The sequence below is a fragment of the Amycolatopsis sp. NPDC049253 genome, from assembly GCF_040678995.1.
Taxonomy (GTDB): domain Bacteria; phylum Actinomycetota; class Actinomycetes; order Mycobacteriales; family Pseudonocardiaceae; genus Amycolatopsis.
In genome coordinates, this window is sequence record NZ_JBFAQX010000007.1 from 163,121 (window position 1) to 180,774 (window position 17,654).

At 69.8% G+C, this 17,654-nt stretch carries 18 protein-coding genes; 6 read left to right on the forward strand and 12 right to left on the reverse strand.

Annotated elements, in window-relative coordinates; translation table 11 throughout:
• Positions 1-51 precede the first annotated feature (51 nt).
• Positions 52-432: a hypothetical protein gene (locus AB0K15_RS18495; protein WP_364051333.1), complete on the reverse strand. Its 381-nt coding sequence runs from the start codon at positions 430-432 to the stop codon at positions 52-54.
• Between the two features lie 244 nt (positions 433-676).
• Here AB0K15_RS18495 and leuA point away from each other — a divergent pair, with 244 nt between their 5' ends.
• Both leuA and AB0K15_RS18505 read left to right on the forward strand, forming a co-directional pair.
• Positions 677-2,464, forward strand: coding sequence for a 2-isopropylmalate synthase (gene leuA / locus AB0K15_RS18500; protein WP_364051336.1), 1,788 nt, complete (start codon positions 677-679; stop codon positions 2,462-2,464).
• A 7-nt stretch (positions 2,465-2,471) separates the two neighbouring features.
• On the forward strand, positions 2,472-3,443 hold the full coding sequence (locus tag AB0K15_RS18505; protein WP_364051339.1) for a YafY family protein: 972 nt from the start codon (positions 2,472-2,474) through the stop codon (positions 3,441-3,443).
• On the opposite strand, the gene AB0K15_RS18510 is transcribed toward AB0K15_RS18505, so the two are convergent.
• Positions 3,434-4,333 carry an SDR family oxidoreductase gene (locus tag AB0K15_RS18510; protein WP_364051342.1) on the reverse strand — a complete coding sequence of 300 codons (900 nt, stop codon included), beginning with the start codon at positions 4,331-4,333 and terminating at the stop codon, positions 3,434-3,436. The genes AB0K15_RS18505 and AB0K15_RS18510 overlap by 10 nt on opposite strands.
• A 129-nt stretch (positions 4,334-4,462) precedes the next feature.
• On the opposite strand from AB0K15_RS18510, the gene AB0K15_RS18515 reads away from it, so the two are divergent.
• Positions 4,463-5,011 carry a DedA family protein gene (locus AB0K15_RS18515; RefSeq protein ID WP_364051345.1) on the forward strand — a complete coding sequence of 183 codons (549 nt, stop codon included), beginning with the start codon at positions 4,463-4,465 and terminating at the stop codon, positions 5,009-5,011.
• Here the strand turns inward: AB0K15_RS18515 and AB0K15_RS18520 are convergent.
• Positions 5,008-5,913, reverse strand: a complete 906-nt coding sequence (locus AB0K15_RS18520; protein WP_364051346.1) for a LysR family transcriptional regulator — start codon at positions 5,911-5,913, stop codon at positions 5,008-5,010. The genes AB0K15_RS18515 and AB0K15_RS18520 overlap by 4 nt on opposite strands.
• An 88-nt stretch (positions 5,914-6,001) precedes the next feature.
• Between AB0K15_RS18520 and AB0K15_RS18525 the strand changes: the two genes are divergently transcribed.
• The gene (locus AB0K15_RS18525) at positions 6,002-6,910 is read left to right on the forward strand and encodes an EamA family transporter (RefSeq protein ID WP_364051348.1); all 909 of its coding nucleotides are present in this window, start codon (positions 6,002-6,004) and stop codon (positions 6,908-6,910) included.
• On the opposite strand, the gene AB0K15_RS18530 is transcribed toward AB0K15_RS18525, so the two are convergent.
• The gene (locus AB0K15_RS18530) at positions 6,893-8,050 is read right to left on the reverse strand and encodes a YbfB/YjiJ family MFS transporter (RefSeq protein ID WP_364051351.1); all 1,158 of its coding nucleotides are present in this window, start codon (positions 8,048-8,050) and stop codon (positions 6,893-6,895) included. The genes AB0K15_RS18525 and AB0K15_RS18530 overlap by 18 nt on opposite strands.
• Before the next feature lie 89 nt (positions 8,051-8,139).
• Here AB0K15_RS18530 and AB0K15_RS18535 point away from each other — a divergent pair, with 89 nt between their 5' ends.
• The gene (locus AB0K15_RS18535; protein WP_364051354.1) at positions 8,140-8,709 is read left to right on the forward strand and encodes a TetR/AcrR family transcriptional regulator; all 570 of its coding nucleotides are present in this window, start codon (positions 8,140-8,142) and stop codon (positions 8,707-8,709) included.
• On the opposite strand, the gene AB0K15_RS18540 is transcribed toward AB0K15_RS18535, so the two are convergent.
• The 3 genes from AB0K15_RS18540 to AB0K15_RS18550 form a co-directional block, all read right to left on the reverse strand.
• Complete coding sequence (locus AB0K15_RS18540) at positions 8,706-9,347, reverse strand: DedA family protein (RefSeq protein ID WP_364051357.1); 642 nt, start codon at positions 9,345-9,347, stop codon at positions 8,706-8,708. The genes AB0K15_RS18535 and AB0K15_RS18540 overlap by 4 nt on opposite strands.
• Positions 9,348-9,454: 107 nt before the next feature.
• Positions 9,455-10,651: a DUF6596 domain-containing protein gene (locus tag AB0K15_RS18545; protein ID WP_364051360.1), complete on the reverse strand. Its 1,197-nt coding sequence runs from the start codon at positions 10,649-10,651 to the stop codon at positions 9,455-9,457.
• Positions 10,648-11,037 carry a YciI family protein gene (locus AB0K15_RS18550; RefSeq protein WP_364051363.1) on the reverse strand — a complete coding sequence of 130 codons (390 nt, stop codon included), beginning with the start codon at positions 11,035-11,037 and terminating at the stop codon, positions 10,648-10,650. The genes AB0K15_RS18545 and AB0K15_RS18550 overlap by 4 nt, the downstream gene beginning before the upstream one ends.
• Before the next feature lie 105 nt (positions 11,038-11,142).
• Here AB0K15_RS18550 and AB0K15_RS18555 point away from each other — a divergent pair, with 105 nt between their 5' ends.
• The gene (locus AB0K15_RS18555; protein ID WP_364051366.1) at positions 11,143-11,565 is read left to right on the forward strand and encodes a nuclear transport factor 2 family protein; all 423 of its coding nucleotides are present in this window, start codon (positions 11,143-11,145) and stop codon (positions 11,563-11,565) included.
• 52 nt (positions 11,566-11,617) lie between these two features.
• Here the strand turns inward: AB0K15_RS18555 and AB0K15_RS18560 are convergent, their stop codons facing one another.
• From AB0K15_RS18560 to AB0K15_RS18580, 5 genes are all read right to left on the reverse strand, one after another.
• Positions 11,618-12,739: an oligopeptide/dipeptide ABC transporter ATP-binding protein gene (locus AB0K15_RS18560; protein WP_364051369.1), complete on the reverse strand. Its 1,122-nt coding sequence runs from the start codon at positions 12,737-12,739 to the stop codon at positions 11,618-11,620.
• Positions 12,736-13,731, reverse strand: a complete 996-nt coding sequence (locus tag AB0K15_RS18565; protein WP_364051372.1) for an ABC transporter ATP-binding protein — start codon at positions 13,729-13,731, stop codon at positions 12,736-12,738. The genes AB0K15_RS18560 and AB0K15_RS18565 overlap by 4 nt, the downstream gene beginning before the upstream one ends.
• Positions 13,732-13,734: 3 nt before the next feature.
• A complete protein-coding gene (locus AB0K15_RS18570; protein ID WP_364051375.1) occupies positions 13,735-14,670 on the reverse strand; it encodes an ABC transporter permease in 936 nt (311 codons plus the stop codon).
• Entirely contained in the window at positions 14,667-15,668 is a 1,002-nt protein-coding gene (locus AB0K15_RS18575; RefSeq protein ID WP_364051378.1) for an ABC transporter permease, read from the reverse strand. Before AB0K15_RS18575 ends, AB0K15_RS18570 begins: the two co-directional genes overlap by 4 nt.
• A gap of 91 nt (positions 15,669-15,759) precedes the next feature.
• Positions 15,760-17,430: an ABC transporter substrate-binding protein gene (locus AB0K15_RS18580; RefSeq protein WP_364051381.1), complete on the reverse strand. Its 1,671-nt coding sequence runs from the start codon at positions 17,428-17,430 to the stop codon at positions 15,760-15,762.
• Between the last annotated feature and the right edge of the window lie 224 nt (positions 17,431-17,654).

Here is a 17,654-nt window from a genome sequence, read left to right on the forward strand (position 1 = left end):
CCCGTGCGAACGGGCCGTTCACGCCACGGCGGGAACGGCCCGTGACCGCGGTCAGGAGGAGAGGCCGCCGCCGATGCGGCGGAGGATCTTCGCGACGATCCCGGACACCACGAGCCAGAAGATCGCCGCGATGCCGTAGTTGACCAGCACCCTGAGTTTCGCGTCACTCGGGGTGAAGAGGTCCTTGAAGCCGATCGAGAGAACGTCGGCCCAGCTTCGGACGAACGAGACGATTCCATTGTCCGGATTGGCCTCGCCGACGGTGAAGATCACGTGCAGCACGAGGATCGCGGCGAAGATCAGCCCGACCCACCGCACGAGCGTGGCGAGGAAGGAAAACACCTGCTCACGGGTGCGTCGCCAGTCGATCTCGGCGCGCTTCGGCCGCGGCTCGGTCTCCGCCTCAGGTGTCTGTTCGGCGTGCTCGCCCATGCCCGGCAGTCTGACACGTCACACCCCCGCCCGCTACCCGCTGGTAACACCCAGCGGGCACCGGACGTAACAGTTCGATCGCGGAGGTGACTTCACAACGGCCGCGTTCCGTGGTTAAGGTGACCTCGTGGCGCGTGCTCTCCTGCTTCGCTGCCGCGACGGGGCCTGACCAGACCGGCTCCTCGTCGCGGGGCTTTGTGGTGCCGGTCGTATGCACCCACCTCGTCAGGAGACGTCTTCACCCATGGCCACGAACGACCCCCGCACGAACACCTCCCGTGTCCGCACGCCGTCGCGCCCGGCGCCCGCGGACCAGCCCCGCTGGAACCCGCAGCGCGGCACGTCGATGCCCGTCCACCGCTACAAGCCCTGGTACGAGCTGATCGAGAACATCGAGCTGCCCGACCGCACGTGGCCCGAGAAGCGCATCGAGCGCGCGCCGCTGTGGTGCGCGGTGGACCTGCGTGACGGCAACCAGGCCCTGATCGACCCCATGTCGCCGGCGCGCAAGCGCAAGTTCTTCGACCTGCTCGTACGCATGGGCTACAAGGAGATCGAGGTCGGGTTCCCCGCCGCGTCGCAGACGGACTTCGACTTCGTCCGCGAGATCATCGACGAGGGCGCGATCCCCGACGACGTGAGCATCCAGGTGCTGACGCAGTGCCGCCCGGAGCTGATCGAGCGCACGTTCAAGTCGCTCGAGGGCGCGCCGCGCGCGATCGTGCACATCTACAACTCGACCTCGATCCTGCAGCGCCGCGTGGTGTTCCGCGAGGAGCGCGAGGGCATCAAGAAGATCGCGACGCAGGGCGCGGAGATGGTCGTCGAGCTGGCCGCCAAGCAGCCGGACACCGACTTCCGCTTCCAGTACTCGCCGGAGTCCTACACCGGCACCGAGCTGTCGTACGCGCTCGAGGTCTGCAACGCCGTCACGGAGATCTGGCAGCCGACGCCCGAGAAGCCGGTGATCCTGAACCTGCCGGCGACCGTCGAGATGGCGACGCCGAACGTCTACGCCGACTCGATCGAGTGGATGAGCCGCAACCTGGAGCGCCGCGACTCGGTGATCCTGTCGCTGCACCCGCACAACGACCGCGGCACCGGCATCGCCGCCGCCGAGCTGGGCTACCAGGCCGGCGCCGACCGCATCGAAGGCTGCCTGTTCGGCAACGGCGAGCGCACCGGCAACGTCGACCTCGTCGCGCTGGGCATGAACCTGTTCAGCCAGGGCGTCGACCCGCAGATCGACTTCTCGGACATCGACGAGATCAAGCGCACCGTCGAGTACTGCAACCAGCTGCCCGTGGGCGAGCGCACGCCGTGGGGCGGCGACCTGGTGTTCACCGCGTTCTCCGGCAGCCACCAGGACGCGATCAACAAGGGCCTCGACGCGCTGAAGGACGCTGCCGACAAGGCCGGCGTGCCCGTGGACGAGTACCCGTGGGAGGTCCCGTACCTGCCGATCGACCCAAAGGACGTCGGCCGCACGTACGAGGCCGTGATCCGCGTGAACTCGCAGTCGGGCAAGGGCGGCGTCGCCTACATCATGAAGGCCGAGCACCAGCTCGACCTGCCGCGGCGCCTGCAGATCGAGTTCTCCAAGGTGGTCCAGGCCTACACCGACACCGAAGGCGGCGAGGTCGACCCGGCCACGATGTGGAACGCGTTCTCGAAGGAGTACCTCGAGCCGCGCACCCCGCTGGAGCTGGTGCGCCAGCGCGTGACCGACAACGGCGGCGGCGAGTACGACATCGAAGCCACGGTGACCGTCGACGGCGACGAACACGACATCACCGGCCGCGGCAACGGTCCCATCGCGGCCTTCTTCGACGCCCTGTCCACCGTCGGCTTCGACCTGCGGCTCCTGGACTACAGCGAACACACCCTGACCCCGGGCGACGACTCGCGCGCCGCGTCGTACATCGAGTGCGCGATCTCCGACCGCGTGTTCTGGGGCGTGGGCATCGACCCGTCGATCGTGACGTCGTCGCTGCGCGCGGTGGTGAGCGCGGTCAACCGGGCGAACCGCTGACGTTGTCTTGAAAGCGGAGAGGCTGGTCGCGCTGCTGTTCACGCTGCAGCGCCGCCGCAGCGCGACCGCCTCCGAGCTCGCCGCCGAGCTGGGTGTTTCGGAACGCACGATGCACCGCGATCTGGCGGCGTTGCGGGACGCCGGCGTTCCACTGTGGACGGAGCAGGGGCGGCACGGCGGCTTCCGGCTCGTCGACGGCTGGCGGGCCGGACTCGAGGGGCTGACCGCACGGGAAGCCGTGGCGCTGTTCGCTTTGGGGGCGCCGGAAGCGTTGGCCGGGTTGGGGTTGGACACCGCCGGCAGCGCCGCCCGGGCGAAGGTTTCGGCGGGCATGCCGGCTGAGCTGCGCGAGCACGCGGCGCTGGTGGCCGGCCGGTTTCACCTGGATGCGCCGGGGTGGTTCGGTGGCGCTGACCAGCCGCCGGCGTTGGGCACCGTTTCGCGCGCGGTCTGGACGCAGCGCCGGCTCGCGATTTCCTATCAGCGCAAGGACAAAGTCGCCGACCGGGTGCTGGAGCCGTTGGGCCTCGTGCTGAAGGCGGGGGTCTGGTACCTGGTAGCGCGGGTCGAGAACGCCTACCGCACGTATCGTGTCTCCCGGATCCTCGACGCCGACGAGCTCGCCGAAGCGTTCGACCGTCCCGCCGATTTCGACCTCCCGACCTGGTGGCACACGTCCTCCGCGACCTTCGAACAGGTCTCCCGCCCAGTGCGGGTGCGGGCCCGCCTGAACCGCCTCGCCGTCCGCGAACTCCGCCGCGTCTTCGGCGGCGAACACCTCGCGGACACCGTCCTCTCCCTGGCCGAGCCGGACGCCGACGGCTGGGCGATGGCGGAACTCGCGTTGGAAGGCGGCGAGATCGCCCTCGGCCAGCTCGTGGCGTTGAGCCCCGGCGTCGAAGTCCTCGACCCGCCGGAGCTGAGGGCTGCCCTGGCCGACATCGGCACCGAACTCGCCGCCCGCAACGCTCAGCGGTAGCCGCTCACGTCCGCCGGCTTGCCGACGTCCGCCACCTCCACCAGGTACCGCCACGCGTCCGGGCGGCTGCCGTCCACGTCGTCGACCGCATACGCCTGCGCGAGCTGCCCGCTGCTCACCGTCTGACCCGACCACCGGGCCCGGTCGGGATCCGCGGCGAGCGCGACGATCGTGCGGCCGCAGAACGTCGGGGATTCCGAGATCGCGAAGTGCGGCTCCTTCGCCACCGCGTCGCGCCAGGTGGCTTCCGTGACGCCGTAGTGCTCCAGCATCGCCTCCGAACGGAGCCAGCCCGGGGTGAAGGCGACGGCCGTGCCGCCGAAGGGCGCCAGCTCGGCGGCTTCGCCGATCGCCAGCGGATGGGCCGAGGCCTTCGCCAGGTAGAAGGGCAGCGAAGTCCCCGTGCGGTACTTCGCGTTGTACGACGCGGTGCCGTCCGTCAGCTCCACCACCAGACCGCCCGGGCGGTCGATCAGCAGCGGCAGCAGGTGGTGGCTGGTGATGAGGTGCGCGTCGATGGCCAGGCGGATCATGCGCAGGCCCGCGTCCAGGGAGTGTTCCCAGACGGGTTTGCCCCATTCCAAGTGGCGGTCGCCGCCCCAGAGGCCGTTGACGAGGATGTCCAGGTGGTCCAGACGAGAGGCCAAAGCCGCGACCTCGGAGGGCACGAGGTGGTCGACGCGGATGGCCTCGGCCTGGCCACCGGCCGCCTCGACCAGCGCAACCGTCTCCTCGATCGTCTCCGGACGGTCCACTTCGGACCGCCCGGCGCCCGACGTCCGGCCGGTCACGTACACGAAGGCGCCCGCGCGGCCCAGCTCCACGGCGATCGCTCGGCTCGCACCTCGTGTGCCGCCCGCGACGAGGGCGATCTTTCCCGAAAGGTTCATACGGACCAAGGTCGCGGTTAACCATGACACCCGCTGTCATGGTTAACCCAAGCTGTGTACCGCCTGTGCCTTGCTGTGAGTACTCGGTGAACGGGACTCATCCGCCCGCTCACGGCGGTTAATGGGAGTGTGGACGCAACGACGGCAGGGCTCGTGGTGCTGTTCGTCGTCTCGCTGGTGCCCCTGCTGCCCACCGAGGTGACGATCCTCGGCATGGGCATCGCGGCCGCGCAGGGCGGGACGTCGCTGGCCGTGGTGATCGCCGTCGCCACCGCCGGGTGCCTGGTGAGCGACCAGGTCCTGTACGCGCTGGGCCGCTTCGGCGGCGCCCGGGTGCTGGCACGTCTGAGCCGGCGCCGCAAGATGGCCGCCGGCCTGGCCTGGCTCGACGGCCGCCTCCAACGCCACCCGCGCCCGATCCTGGTCGTCGCCCGCTGGCTGCCCTCGGGCGGCACGGTCGGCGCGCTGCTGGCCGGCTCGCTGCGCTGGCCGATGGGCGAGTTCTTCAGCGCGTCGGCCATCGGCATCACGCTGTGGACGTCGTACGTCGCCTTCCTCGGCTACGCCGGCGGCGAGCTCATCGACGAACCGGTGGTCAGCATGCTGCTCTCCTTCGGCGTCGCGACGCTGCTGGGCGTGGCGATCACCTTCGGCGTCCGCCGCGGAGCCCGCAACTAGCTCGTCAACGCCGCCACTTCCTCGCGCAGCTGGGCGATCACCGTCGCCACCGCGGGACGCGACAACGCGCCGCGCCGACACACCACCTCGACCAGCCGCGCAGCGCGGATCCCCGCCAGCGGACGCCCGACCAGACCACTGCCCCGCCGCGCGTCCATCGTGTACCGCGGCAGCAACGCGATGCCGTGCCCGGCCGCGACGAGCCGTTCGGTGATGCGGAAATCGTTGATGCGCTGGACGATCTGCGGCCGCACCCCCGTCCGCACGGTCAGCGACCGCAGCACGTCGTCCACCGGGAACCCGTGGTCCACGGAGATCCAGCGTTCGTCGGCGAGGTCCGCGAGATCCACCCGGCGCCGCCGCGCCAACACGTGCCCGGCCGGCAACGCGACGTCCAGCGGCTCGCGCAGCAGCGGCACCACCTCGAGCCGGTCGGAGGTGAACTCACCGGCGTGCTCGTCCCGGTGCGTCACGACCACGTCGTAGTCCGCGACCAGCCCTGGCACGTCCGAAGGCGTCATGTCGACATCGCGGACGTCCACCTCCAGGCCGTCGAACGCCGCGACGCGCGTGAGCAGCCCCGGCAGCAGCATCAGCCCCGCCGACTGGAAGATCGCGATCCGCACCCGCCCGCGCGGCGCACTTCGGTACGTGTCGAGCTCGGATTCCGCCCGATCCAGCGCGGCGAGCACCTCGTCGGCGCGCGCGACGAGCGCCCGGCCGGCGTCGGTGAGCCGCAGACCGCGGCCGTCCGGCTCGGTCAGCGGCAGGCCGACCTCCGCCTGCAGCGCGCGCAGCTGCTGCGACACCGCCGAAGGGGTGCAGTGCAGCGCCCTCGCCGCGGCCGTCACGCTGCCGCGGTCCGCGAACTCCCGCAATGTCCGGAGTCTTCCGAGGTCCACGATGCGTAGTTTATGTGAAGCGCGGCTACACGGTCAGTGCAGTTTTTCTCGCTGGTCCTTCACGATCCGCGCCTGCACAGTGGAGGACATGCCCGCACGTGACCGTCTCCTCGCCGTGCTCGTCGCCGTGCTGTGGGGCTGCAACTTCCTCGCCATCCACGCCGCGCTGGGCCAGTTCCCGCCGATGTTCGCCGGCGCGCTGCGGTTCGCGCTGATCGCGATCCCGACGATCCTGTTCGTGCCGTGGCCCAAAGTGAAGTTGCGCTACCTGCTCGGCTACGGCCTCGGGTTCGGCACCGGCCAGTTCGCGTTCCTGTTCGTCGCCATGGACCTCGGCATGCCGACGGGCCTGGCCTCGCTGGTGCTGCAGGCGTCCGCGCCGTTCACCGTGCTGCTCGGCGCCGTGCTCCTGCGCGAACGCGTGTCGGGCCGCCAGCTCGCCGGCATCCTGCTGGCCGTCGCCGGCATGACGGCGATCGCGTGGCAGCAGTCCTCGCACGCCGCGCTGCTGCCGGTGATCCTGACGGTGCTGGCCGCGCTGAGCTGGGCGTTCGGCAACCTCGCGATGCGCCGCGCGACGCCCGACAACCCGATGCACCTCATGCTGTGGATGTCCGTGGTGCCGCCGCTGCCGATGCTCGCGCTGTCCTTCGTCTTCGAAGGCCCGACAGCCGGCTGGCATTCGCTCACGACGCTCGGCACCACCACCGGCCTGATCGGCGTCGCGGGCATGGCCTACGTGATCGTGTTCGGCACCGTCGTCGGCTCCGGCATCTGGACCACGCTCATGAAGCACCACCCCGCCGGCGTCGTCGCGCCGTTCTCGCTGCTCGTGCCGGTGGTCGGGCTCACGGCGTCGTACTTCGTGCTCGACGAGGTGCCCACCGTGCTCGAGATCGTCGCCGCGGCCGTGGTGATCGGCGGCGTGCTGCTGGGGAGCCTGCGGCGCAAGCCGGTCGAGCTGCCCGACGAAGATCTGCTACCCGCCGGGACCTGACGGCGGGGCGAGGCGGGCGTCGAGCTGGCTCCACGCGGCGAGCGCCACCAGCCCGGACAGCCCGAACACCGCCGCCAGGCCGATCCCGGACGCCGCCGCGCCGGCCAGTGGTGACGCCGCGGTCTGCCCGACGCCGAGGCCGACGAACGACCAGGTCACACCCCGGGCCGGGCGCGTGGGGAACAGCCGGGCGGCCCAGAGGATGCAGAGCCCGGTCAGGGCCATGTAGGTGCTGCCGAACAACGCGCTGGAGACGAGTGCGCCCGAGAGACCAGGCGTCGGCAGGGCCAGTAGCGCGAGGCCGGCCGCCGCCAGCGTCCACGTGACCAGGTTGGCGGTCCGCAACCCGACGCGCTCGGCGGCCCGCCCGGCCAGTCCGCCGAGCAGCCCGGCCACGCCGATGGTGAACCAGCACCAGGTCGCCGCGATCGGGCTCAGGCCCGTCGCGGTGAGGCGGGAGCTGGAGAACGTCCAGTACGGCGCGCTGGTCACCCCGATGAGGACCGAGTTGACCACGAGCGGCACGAGGCCGTGGACGAGCGTGGACTCCGCCGGGATCTCGGCAGCCGCAGACGGACGCGGCAACGTCCGCCAGGCGAGCACCGTCATCGCCGCGGCGAGCACGGCGAAGCCCGCCCAGATCGACGACCAGCCGAACGCCAGCAGCGGGGTGAACGCGGACGCGGCCAGCCCGAGCCCGGTCCCGGTGTTGGCCCAGGTCTGCGCCCGGACCTGGCGGCGCACCCCGACCGTTTCCCCGATCAGCTGCGCGACGCCGGGCGAGACCAGGCCCGCGCTGCCGCCCGCGAGGACGATCCCGGTGCCGAACACGGCCACGTCCGGCGCGGTGGCCATGAGCCCGAGCCCCACCGCCGCCAACGCGCCGGCCAGCACCACGGTGCCGCGCGCGGATCGCGTGGCCGTACGCAGGGAAAGCAGCAGCCCGACGCCGTAGCCCGCGGTGGACAGTCCGCCCAGCACACCGATGCCGACGGTGGTGAGCCCGAACGTCTCGCCGAACCGGGGCACGAACAGCCCGTAGGCATAACGCGCGAAGCCGTAGCAGAGCGCGATCACGCCGGCGCCGACCGCCGCGGTGGACCACCACCGCGCGGTTGCCTGCTCACCGATCCCGACCATCACCGCAACCAAACAGACAGGTCTGTCTGTTGTCAACTGGTGCTAGAGTTTGGACTGGTCAGAATGAGACCGAACAGTCTGGAGGAGCCGTGAGCCGGACCCGGCCCGGCGACGCGGGAGCCAAGGTGCTCAAAGCCGCGTCGACGTTGTTCTACCGCGACGGCATCCACGCCGTGGGCGTCGACACCGTGGCGGCCGAGGCGGGCGTGACGAAAGCCGCGCTCTACGGCAACTTCGGTTCGAAGAGCCGGCTCGTCGTCGCCTACCTGCGCGAACGGGACCGGCAGTGGCAGGAGAAAATCGACGGGATCACGGCCGGGCACACCGATCCGGCGGAGCGGGTGCTGGCGGTGTTCGACGCCTACGAAGCCTGGCTCTCCCGCGACGGCTACCGCGGCTGCGGCTTCCTCAACGCCACCTCGGAGTTCCCCGACCCGGCCGACCCGGTGCGCGAAGTCGTGCGCCACCACAAGACGGCGCTGCACAGCTACCTGCGGACGCAGCTCCGCCGCATCACGCCGGAGCACGCCGAAACCCTGGCCGACGAGCTGATGCTGCTGCTGGAAGGCGCCGCGGTCACGTCGGTCGTCGCCCAGGCCTCGCGGCCGTTCCACACAGCGAAGCGGCTCGCGGGGAACCTGATCTCACCCGCGAACTAGGCGACCGCGTCGTCCTTCTGCTCCACCTGCGCCTCGTGGCTGCGCGACATGCGCTTCTTCAGCACCAGCGTCACGACCACGCCGATCACCACCGCCGCGCCGAGGCCCGCCCACTGGAAGCCCTTGAGCCACTTGTCCGCGACCACGCCGAGGTAGTAGATCAACGCCGTGGTGCCGCCGGCCCAGACGATGCCACCCAGGGCGTTGGCGATGAGGAAGCGCGGGTAGTGCATGTTCAGCGAACCCGCGAGCGGGCCGGCGAGGATGCGCAGCACGGCGACGAAGCGGCCGAAGAACACGGCCCACATGCCGCGCTTGTGGAACATCCGTTCCGCGTTCGCGATGTGTTGTGGACCGAAGTGCTTGGGGAACTTCCGGCCGGCCCAGTCGAAGAGGCGTTTCCCGCCCTTGCGGCCGATCAGGTACCCGATGCTGTCGCCGACGATCGCGCCCGCGCTGGCCAGGATGCCGATCCACAACGGGTTGAGGCCACTGTGCGAAGAGGCGAGCAGGGCCGCACTCACGAGCACGATCTCACCGGGCAGTGGGATGCCGAGGCTCTCGACCATCACGACGAGCCCCACGAGGAGGTAGACCGACAGTGGAGGGATCGCCTCCAGCACGTGGTCGATGTTCACTGCCCGTACCCCCTGCGGCTTGCCGGTTTTGTGCCTGCACTCCGCAGACTACCGGGGCCCTGATGCGCGGGCGTCACCCTTCAGTCGGGGGTGGGGTCCGACTTGAGTCAGGGTTTTCCCGGCATATCGGGCAAACTACGCGCTTCGAGGTGCCGGCGCTCCGGCAGGCTCAATGTCCGCCGCGCCGCCGCCGCGTAGTACTCCCGGGCGGCTTCGCGATCACCCGCGAGCTCCAGCAGGTGCGCGCGGACGACGTCGACGCGGTAGTGGTCCGGCGGCTCGGCGGCGTCGAGCTCGGCCAGCGCGATGGCCGGACCCTCGACCATCGCGAGCGCCACCAGCCGGTTGAGCGTCACCATCGGTCCCGGCGCGACCTGGCGCAGCAGGTCGTAGAGCAGCAGGATCTGGGGCCAGTCGGTGTCTTCGGCCGAAGCCGCCTCGTCGTGGACGGCGGCGATCGCGGCCTGCAGCTGGTACGGACCGACGGGTGCGGTCGCCAGCGCGCGGGTGATCAGCGCCGTGCCCTCGGCGATGGCGTCGGCGTCCCATCGCGAACGGTCCTGGTCCGCGAGGGGGACCATCGTGCCGTTCTCGCCGAGGCGCGCGGCCCGGCGCGCGCCGGTGAGCAGCATCAACGCCAGCAGGCCCGTGACCTCGCCCTCGTCGGGAAGCTCGGCGTGCAGCTGCCGCGTGAGCCGGATGGCCTCGGCCGTGAGCTCCACGCGGTCGACGGCCGGGCCCGCGCTGGCCGTGTGCCCCTCCGTGAAGACCAGGTACAGCACCTGCAGCACGGCGGCGACGCGAGCGGGCCGTTCGTCCGCCGGCGGGAGGCTGAACGACGTGCCCTTCACCTTCTGCTTCGCGCGACTGATGCGCTGGCCGATCGTCGGCTCCGGCACGAGGAACGCCCGCGCGATCTCCGCCGTCGTCAGGCCGCCGACCGCGCGCAACGTCAGCGCGACCTGCGAAGGCCGCGTCAGCGCCGGGTGGCAGCAGAGCAGCAGCAACGTGAGCGTGTCGTCTACGGCCGGTGCCGGATCCGGGTCGGGTGGTGCCAGCGCGGCCACCGCCTCCTCCCGCCGTTGCCGGGCGGAATCGCTGCGCCACAGCTCGATCCGCCGCCGCGACGCCGTGGTGATGAGCCAGCCCTTGGGGTTGTCCGGCACGCCGTCACGCGGCCACTGAACCGCGGCGGCGAGGAGAGCCTCCTGCACAGCGTCCTCGCACGTGTCGAACCCGCCGTAGCGGCGCACCAGCGCGGTGAGGACCTGCGGTGCCAGCTCGCGCAGGAGGCCCTCGATCACAGGTCCGCCAGGTCGAAGTCCACGTCGCCGGTCAGGCCCATCACGGGCCGGACCTCGATCGTCGCGTACGGCGCCTCCGGGATCCGCGCCGCGATCTCCAGCGCGCGCTCCTCGGAGTCGCATTCGAGCAGGTAGAAGCCGGCGAGCTGCTCCTTGATCTCCGCGAACGGGCCGTCGGTGGTGCTCACCTCGTCGTCGCGCACGATGACCTGCTTCGTCAGCTCGGGCGCGGCCAGCCGTTCGGAGACGATGCGCTCGCCGGAGCCGTCGAGGTCGTCGTTGAACTCGACGTACGCGCGCAGGCCCGCGGCCTTCTGCTCGTCGCTCATCCCCGCCCACGCCGAGCGCGACGCCGGGTTTCCGTAGATCAGGACCAGGTACTTCATCGGGTGCCTCCTCGAAATCGTCGTCACCCGTGATGTCGAAGCCACGCGGACGGCTTCGACGTCCCCGGTGAACGCATCCGGCGAAGGAATCAAGGAGAGCACAAAATGTCCGAAAACGAGATCCGCGACCTGCTGACCGAGCGCACCGCCGCCATGTCCGCCAAGGACCCCGAGCGCCTGGTCGCGGGCTACGCGCCGCAAGCCGTGAAGTTCGACCTCGCGCCGCCGCTGCGGACCACCGGCGCGTCCGCGGAGTACCTGACGAAGTGGTTCGCCACGTTCGACAGCCCGGTGACCTACGCGTACACCGACGTCGAAGTGACCGTGTCCGGCGATCTGGCCTTCACCACGGCGCTGGCGAAGATGTCGGCCGTGCCGGTGGGGATGAGCGAACCGTTCACGCTGTGGTTCCGCTCGACGCTGGCCTTCCGCCGCGCCGATGGCGTGTGGCGGATCGTGCACGAGCACAGCTCGACGCCGTTCCACATGGACGGTTCGTTCCGGGCCGCCATCGATCTGCGGCCGTGAAACGCGGTGAAGGGCACCTCGCGGAGATCGAGGTGCCCTTCACGCTCAGCGGTTACAGGATTTCGGTGACCGAGCCGATGTCCGGCGCCGCGTCCGGGCTCAGCACGCCGGTGAGCTCCACCAGCTCGGGCTCCACGTCGTGCGGCTGGATGCGGCCGTCGCGGATGTCCTCGGCGTAGTGGCAGGCCACGCGGTGCCCGGCGCCGATCTCACGCAGCTCCGGCCGGTCGGTGTCACACAGGCTCGCCTGCCGCCACGGGCAGCGCGTGTGGAACCGGCAGCCCGTGGGCGGGTTGGCCGGCGAAGGCAGGTCGCCCGCGAGCAGGATCTGCTCCCGGGTGTCCTCGACGACCGGGTCCGGCACGGGAATCGCCGAGAGCAGCGCCCGCGTGTACGGGTGCAGCGGGTTCTCGTACAGCTCCGCCGAGGTGGTCTCCTCCACCAGCGCGCCCAGATACATCACGCCGATCCGGTCGGAGATGTGCCGGACGACGGCGAGGTCGTGCGCGATCACCACATACGTCAGGCCCAGCTCGTTCTGCAGGTCCTCCAGGAGGTTGACCACCTGGGCCTGCACCGACACGTCGAGCGCGGACACCGGCTCGTCGGCCACGATCAGGTCCGGCTCCACGGCCAGCGCCCGCGCGATGCCGATGCGCTGCCGCTGCCCGCCCGAGAACTCGTGCGGGTACTTGCGCAGCGCCGTCTCCGGCAGGCCGACCGCGCCCAGCAGCTCACGCAGCCGCTGGTCCGTGGCGGCCTTGTCCTTGGCCAGCCCGTGCGCGCGCATGCCTTCGAGCAGGATCGACTCCACCGACTGCCGAGGGTCCAAACTGGACATCGGGTCCTGGAAGATCATCTGCATGCGCCGCCGGGCCCTGCGCAGCTTCTCGCCCTTGAGCTGGGCCACGTCCGTGCCGTCGAACACGACCTTGCCGGCCGTCGGCTCGTTGAGGCGCAGGATCGCGCGGCCCAAGGTGGACTTACCGCAGCCGGACTCGCCGACCAGCCCGTAGGTCTCACCGCGGCGGATCGACAGGTCGACCCCGTCCACCGCATACACGTGCCCGACGGTGCGGTCGACCACGATGCCGCGCTTGATCGGGAAGTGCACCTTGAGGTCGGTGACCTCCAGCAGGACGTCGTCCTGCGGCTCGTTGATCACCTCGGTCATCGGGTCCCTCCTGCGGTGGCCACGGCGGGCTGCACCGGGTTGTGGCAGCGCAGCAGGCCGGTGCGGTCGGGCACGAGCTGCGGCGAACGCTCCTCGCAGACCTCGAGCGCGTTGGGGCAGCGCGGCGCGAAGGCGCACCCGCCGTCCCACGGGATGTTGTCGGCCACGGAGCCGCGGATCGGCACGAGCTTCTCGCCCCGGCCCTCGTCGAGACGCGGGATCGAGGCCAGCAGACCGTGGGTGTACGGGTGGCGCGGCTCGGCGAACAGCGCGTGGCGCTCGGCGCGCTCCACGATCTTGCCGCCGTAGAGCACGTTGACCACGTCGCAGAGGCCGGCGACGACACCGAGGTCGTGCGTGATCATGATCAGCGCGGTGCCGGTGTCCTGCACGAGTTCGCGCAGCAGCGCGAGGATCTGCGCCTGGATGGTCACGTCGAGCGCGGTCGTCGGCTCGTCGGCGATGAGCAGCCGCGGCCGGCACGCGAGCGCGATCGCGATGAGCGCGCGCTGGCGCATCCCGCCCGAAAGCTGGTGCGGGTACTCGGAAAGCCGCCGCGTCGGGTCGGGGATGCCGACCTTGTCGAGCAGGTCGGCGGCCTCGACTTTGGCCTTGCTGCGCGACATCCCGCGGTGGCGTTCGAGCACCTCGGTGATCTGCAGGCCGATCGGGATCACGGGGTTGAGCGAGGACAGCGGGTCCTGGAACACCATGCCCAGGTCGCGCCCGCGCCGGTCGCGCATGTCGCGGTCGGAGATCTTCAGCAGGTCGGTGCCCTCGAACGACACCGAACCGCTGACCTTGTTGCCGCGCTTGGCCAGCAGCCGCATGATCGCCAGCGACGTCACGGACTTGCCGCAGCCGGACTCGCCCACGAGCCCCACCGTCTGGCCGGGCTCGACGTCGAAACTGACGCCGTCGACCGCGGTGAACGGCTTCTCACCGCGGCGCTGGAACACGACCGTCAGGTCGCGGACTTCGAGGAGTGCCATGGGTTACCGCCGGTTCTTCGGGTCGAGGGCTTCACGCAGGGACTCGCCGAGCAGCGTGAACCCGAGCGCCACCACGATGATCGCGATGGCCGGGTAGTACGCGAGCTCCGGGCGGATGTCGAGGAACTGGCGCGAGGCGTTGCCCAGCATCAGCCCCCACTCCGCGCGCGTCGGGTCCGGGTCGCCCAGGCCGAGGAACGACAGCGCCGCGGCCTCCAGGATCGCGGTGGCCAGCGTGAGCGTGGCCTGCACGATCACGGGCCCCAGCGAGTTGGGCAGCATGTGGCGGAAGACGATCGTGCCGCGCTTGACGCCCAGTGACGTCGCGGCCAGCACGTGGTCGGCTTCCCGTTGCGCCAGCATGGAACCACGCAGCAGCCGCGCGAAGATCGGCACGCCGATGATCGACACGGCCAGGATCACCGTCCACTGGCTCGGCTTCGCGAACAGCGCCGCGATCGAGATCGCCAGCAGCAGGGAGGGGAACGACAGCAGCACGTCGACCAGTCGCATGAGGACGGTGTCGACCCAGCCGCCGAACGCACCGGCGATGCCGCCGATGATGACTCCGATCAGCACGCCGATCACGGTGGCGAGCACGCCGACCAGCAGCGTCTGCTGCGCGCCGACGATGAGCCGCGACAGGAAGTCGCGGCCGAAGTCGTCGACACCGAGCGGGAAGCCCGGGCTCGGGCCGGGGATGATGCCCTTGCCGAGCTCGACCTGGTCCTGCAGGTAGCGGATCTGCGGGTCCTTCGGCGCGAGCAGCGGCGCGAAGATGGCCAGCAGCAGAAACAGCAGCGTGATCACGCCACCGGTGATGGCGACCGGGCTGCGCAGCATGCGCCGCAACGCTTCGGCCCCGAGACTGCGTCCGCCCACCGACGCCGCGGCGAGCTTGTCGATCGGTTCCTTCTTCTTGGCAAGCAGAGTGTTCATCGCACACGCACCCTCGGGTCGATGATCCCGTACGAGATGTCGACCAGCATGTTCACCAGCACGTACACCAGAGCCCCGAACAGCAGCAGAGCCTGCAGCCGGGGGTAGTCACGCCGTTCGATGCCTTCGGCCAGCAGGAAGCCGAGGCCGCGGAAGTTGAAGACCCGCTCGGTCAGCACCGCGCCGCCGAGCAGCGCGCCGGTCTGCAGGCCGATGGTGGTGACCACCGGGAGCAACGCGTTGCGCAGCACGTGCCGGCGCCGGATCACCGACTGCGTCAGGCCTTTGGAGTTGGCCGTGCGGAGGAAGTCCTCGTTGAACACGTCGAGCACCGAGGCGCGCGTGATGCGGGTGATCACCGCCAGCGGGATGGTCGCCAGCGCGAACGCCGGCAGGATCAGGTGCTTGATCGCGTCCCAGACGGCGTCCCACTCGCTCGTCATGATGCCGTCGAGGATGGCGAAGTTCGTGATGCTCGTGGCGTCGATACCCGGGGCCTGGCGGCCCTGCGACGGCAGGCCGAGCGGAGCGGCCAGCAGGTCCTGCATCGTGTAGCCGAGGAAGAACACCGGCACCGCGACGCCGACCAGCGTCAGCACGATGATGATGTTGTCCGGCACGCCGCCGCGGTAGCGCGCGGCCAGGTAACCGAAGGGCACGCCGAGGACGATCGCGATGATCATCGCGGACAGCCCGAGCTCGATGGTGGCGGGGAGGAACGTGCCGATCTCGCTCATCACCGGCTGGGCCGAGACGAGGGAGTTGCCGAAGTCGCCGGTGACGGCGCGGCCGAGGAACTTGAAGTACTGCAGGATGATCGGCTGGTCCAGGCCGAGCACGTGGTTGAGGCTGGCGATCTTCTCCGGCGTCGCCTTGTCGCCCAGGAGGGCGGCCGCGGGGCCGCCGGGCAGGGAACGCAACCAGGCGAAGACCAGGATGGACAGGATGAGGAGCGTCGGAATCGCTTGTAGCACCCGACGCACTAGGAAACGGAGCACTTGTAGTCCTTTGTGTACAGCCCGGGAACGTGGGCAAAGGGGGCAGGCGCGGTAGCGCCTGCCCCCCAGCCCGGCTGCTCAGCGGAGCACGTCAGCCGATCGTGACGTTGTTGAAGCGTTCGTCGGTGAGCGGGCTGGCCACCACACCCTTGATCTTCGGTCCGACCACGATCGCCGGCGTCGGGTAGGCGATCGGGATCGCGGGCAGGTAGTCCATGATCTGCTTGTTCACGCCCTGGTAGGCCTTGGCGTGCGCGTCGCCGGCGGGCGAGGCGTCGGCCGCGGCGAGTGCGTTGAACAGCTCGGGGTTGTTGAACCCGAACTCCTTCTTCTCGCGGCCGAAGAACGTGCCCACGAAGTTGCCGGCGTCGTTGTAGTCACCGGTCCAGCCGAGCAGGTGCAGGTCCTGCTTGCCGAACTTCTGCACGTCGTCCTTGTAGCCGCCGTTCCACGGCTCGGCCACCGGCTGGATGGTGATGCCGATGTTCTTCAGGTCCTCGGAGATCGAGGTGAACGTGTCGGCCGGGTTCGGCATGTAGGGCCGGGTGACCTCGGTCGGGTAGTAGAACTTCAGCGTCAGGTTGCTGGCGCCGGCCTCGGCGAGCAGCTGCTTGGCCTTCGCCGGGTCGTACGGGTACTTGGTCACGTCGTCGGTGTAGCCCGAGATGGCCTTCGGCACGAACTCGGTGGCGACCTCGGAACCCTCGGCCAGCTTCGACTTCACGAACTGCTCGCGGTTGATGCCGTAGGCCAGGGCCTGGCGGACGCGCACGTCCTTGAGCTTCGGGTTGCCCGACTGGTTGATACCCAGGTACAGGACGTTGAACGACGGGCGGATGAGGACCTGCTCACCCTCGTTGCGCAGCAGCCCGTAGTCGGCCGGGGCCGGGAAGTCGTAACCCTGGATGTCGCCGGCCTTCAGGGCCTGCTTGCGGGCGTTCTCGTCGGGGATGACCTTGAAGACGAGCTTGTCGAGCTTCGCCGGCGCGTAGCTGGAGTCGTTGCGCACCAGCGTGATCTCGCCCTTGCCCTGGTCCCAGCTGTCGAACTTGAACGGGCCGGTGCCGGTCACGAACTTGTACGCGTAGTCGCTGTAGGTGAAGGAGTCACCGGACTGCGTGACCTTGTCCGCGTCGTGCTGCTTCATCGCGGTCGGGCTCTGCATCGCGAACGACGGGAGCGTGAACGCGGCCGGGAACGCGCCCTTGGCCTTGTTCAGGTTGATGACCGCGGTCGACGGGTCCTTCGCCTCGCAGTTCTTGTAGACGGGGTCGCCGCCGGCGTCGCCCTCGTTCTTGGCGAAGCCCTCGAAGACGTCGCCGTAGTAGATCATCTGGCTCTGGGCGGCGGCGCCCTTCATGTTGTACCAGCGGTCGAAGTTGTAGCAGACCGCGTCGGCGTTGAAGTCCGTGCCGTCGCTGAACTTCACGCCCTGCTTGAGGGTGAAGGTCCAGGTCTTGCCGTCGTTGCTCGACTCCCACTTCGTGGCGAGCGAGGGCTCCAGCTCCGCGGTGCCCTGCTTGTTCTGGATCAGCGTGTCGAGCATCTGCCGCGTGATCCGGAAGGTCTCGCCGTCGTCGTTGAACACCGGGTCGAACATCTTCGGGTTGCCGGTGTCGCCGAAGACCATCGTGCCTCCGGTGCCACCACCTCCGGCCTCGTCGCGCTTCGACTCGGCGCACGCGGTGAGCGAGACCGCGAGCACCCCGGCAAGCCCGATCAGGGCCGCTCGACGTGTTCGGGTCAGGCGCAATTGCTGCATCTGGCACCCCTTGGGAGATGTTCGGTGTCAAGAACCGTCCGGTCGGTCAGGAACTCTCGGACGGTCGGTGTGCTCGCCGACACTAGCGGGAACTCGGCTTGCACTTAAGCACGTGAGGTTACGATCGCGCTACGTAAGGGCCAAAGTCACCGCAATGTGTCGAGAATTGTGTACGCAAAGTGACGAATTTTGTCGCATTGGTACGGAGCGTGGCACTATGGCCA

Excerpts from the sequence above, each read along its gene's own strand:
- AB0K15_RS18510 (WP_364051342.1), bottom strand. The coding sequence starts at position 4,333 with ATGAACCTTTCGGGAAAGATCGCCCTCGTCGCGGGCGGCACACGAGGT.
- leuA (WP_364051336.1), top strand. The coding sequence starts at position 677 with ATGGCCACGAACGACCCCCGCACGAACACCTCCCGTGTCCGCACGCCG.
- AB0K15_RS18550 (WP_364051363.1), bottom strand. The coding sequence starts at position 11,037 with ATGAAGTACCTGGTCCTGATCTACGGAAACCCGGCGTCGCGCTCGGCG.
- AB0K15_RS18570 (WP_364051375.1), bottom strand. The coding sequence starts at position 14,670 with ATGAACACTCTGCTTGCCAAGAAGAAGGAACCGATCGACAAGCTCGCC.
- AB0K15_RS18580 (WP_364051381.1), bottom strand. The coding sequence starts at position 17,430 with ATGCAGCAATTGCGCCTGACCCGAACACGTCGAGCGGCCCTGATCGGG.
- AB0K15_RS18525 (WP_364051348.1), top strand. The coding sequence starts at position 6,002 with ATGCCCGCACGTGACCGTCTCCTCGCCGTGCTCGTCGCCGTGCTGTGG.
- AB0K15_RS18565 (WP_364051372.1), bottom strand. The coding sequence starts at position 13,731 with ATGGCACTCCTCGAAGTCCGCGACCTGACGGTCGTGTTCCAGCGCCGC.
- AB0K15_RS18555 (WP_364051366.1), top strand. The coding sequence starts at position 11,143 with ATGTCCGAAAACGAGATCCGCGACCTGCTGACCGAGCGCACCGCCGCC.
- AB0K15_RS18530 (WP_364051351.1), bottom strand. The coding sequence starts at position 8,050 with ATGGTCGGGATCGGTGAGCAGGCAACCGCGCGGTGGTGGTCCACCGCG.
- AB0K15_RS18495 (WP_364051333.1), bottom strand. The coding sequence starts at position 432 with ATGGGCGAGCACGCCGAACAGACACCTGAGGCGGAGACCGAGCCGCGG.
- AB0K15_RS18560 (WP_364051369.1), bottom strand. The coding sequence starts at position 12,739 with ATGACCGAGGTGATCAACGAGCCGCAGGACGACGTCCTGCTGGAGGTC.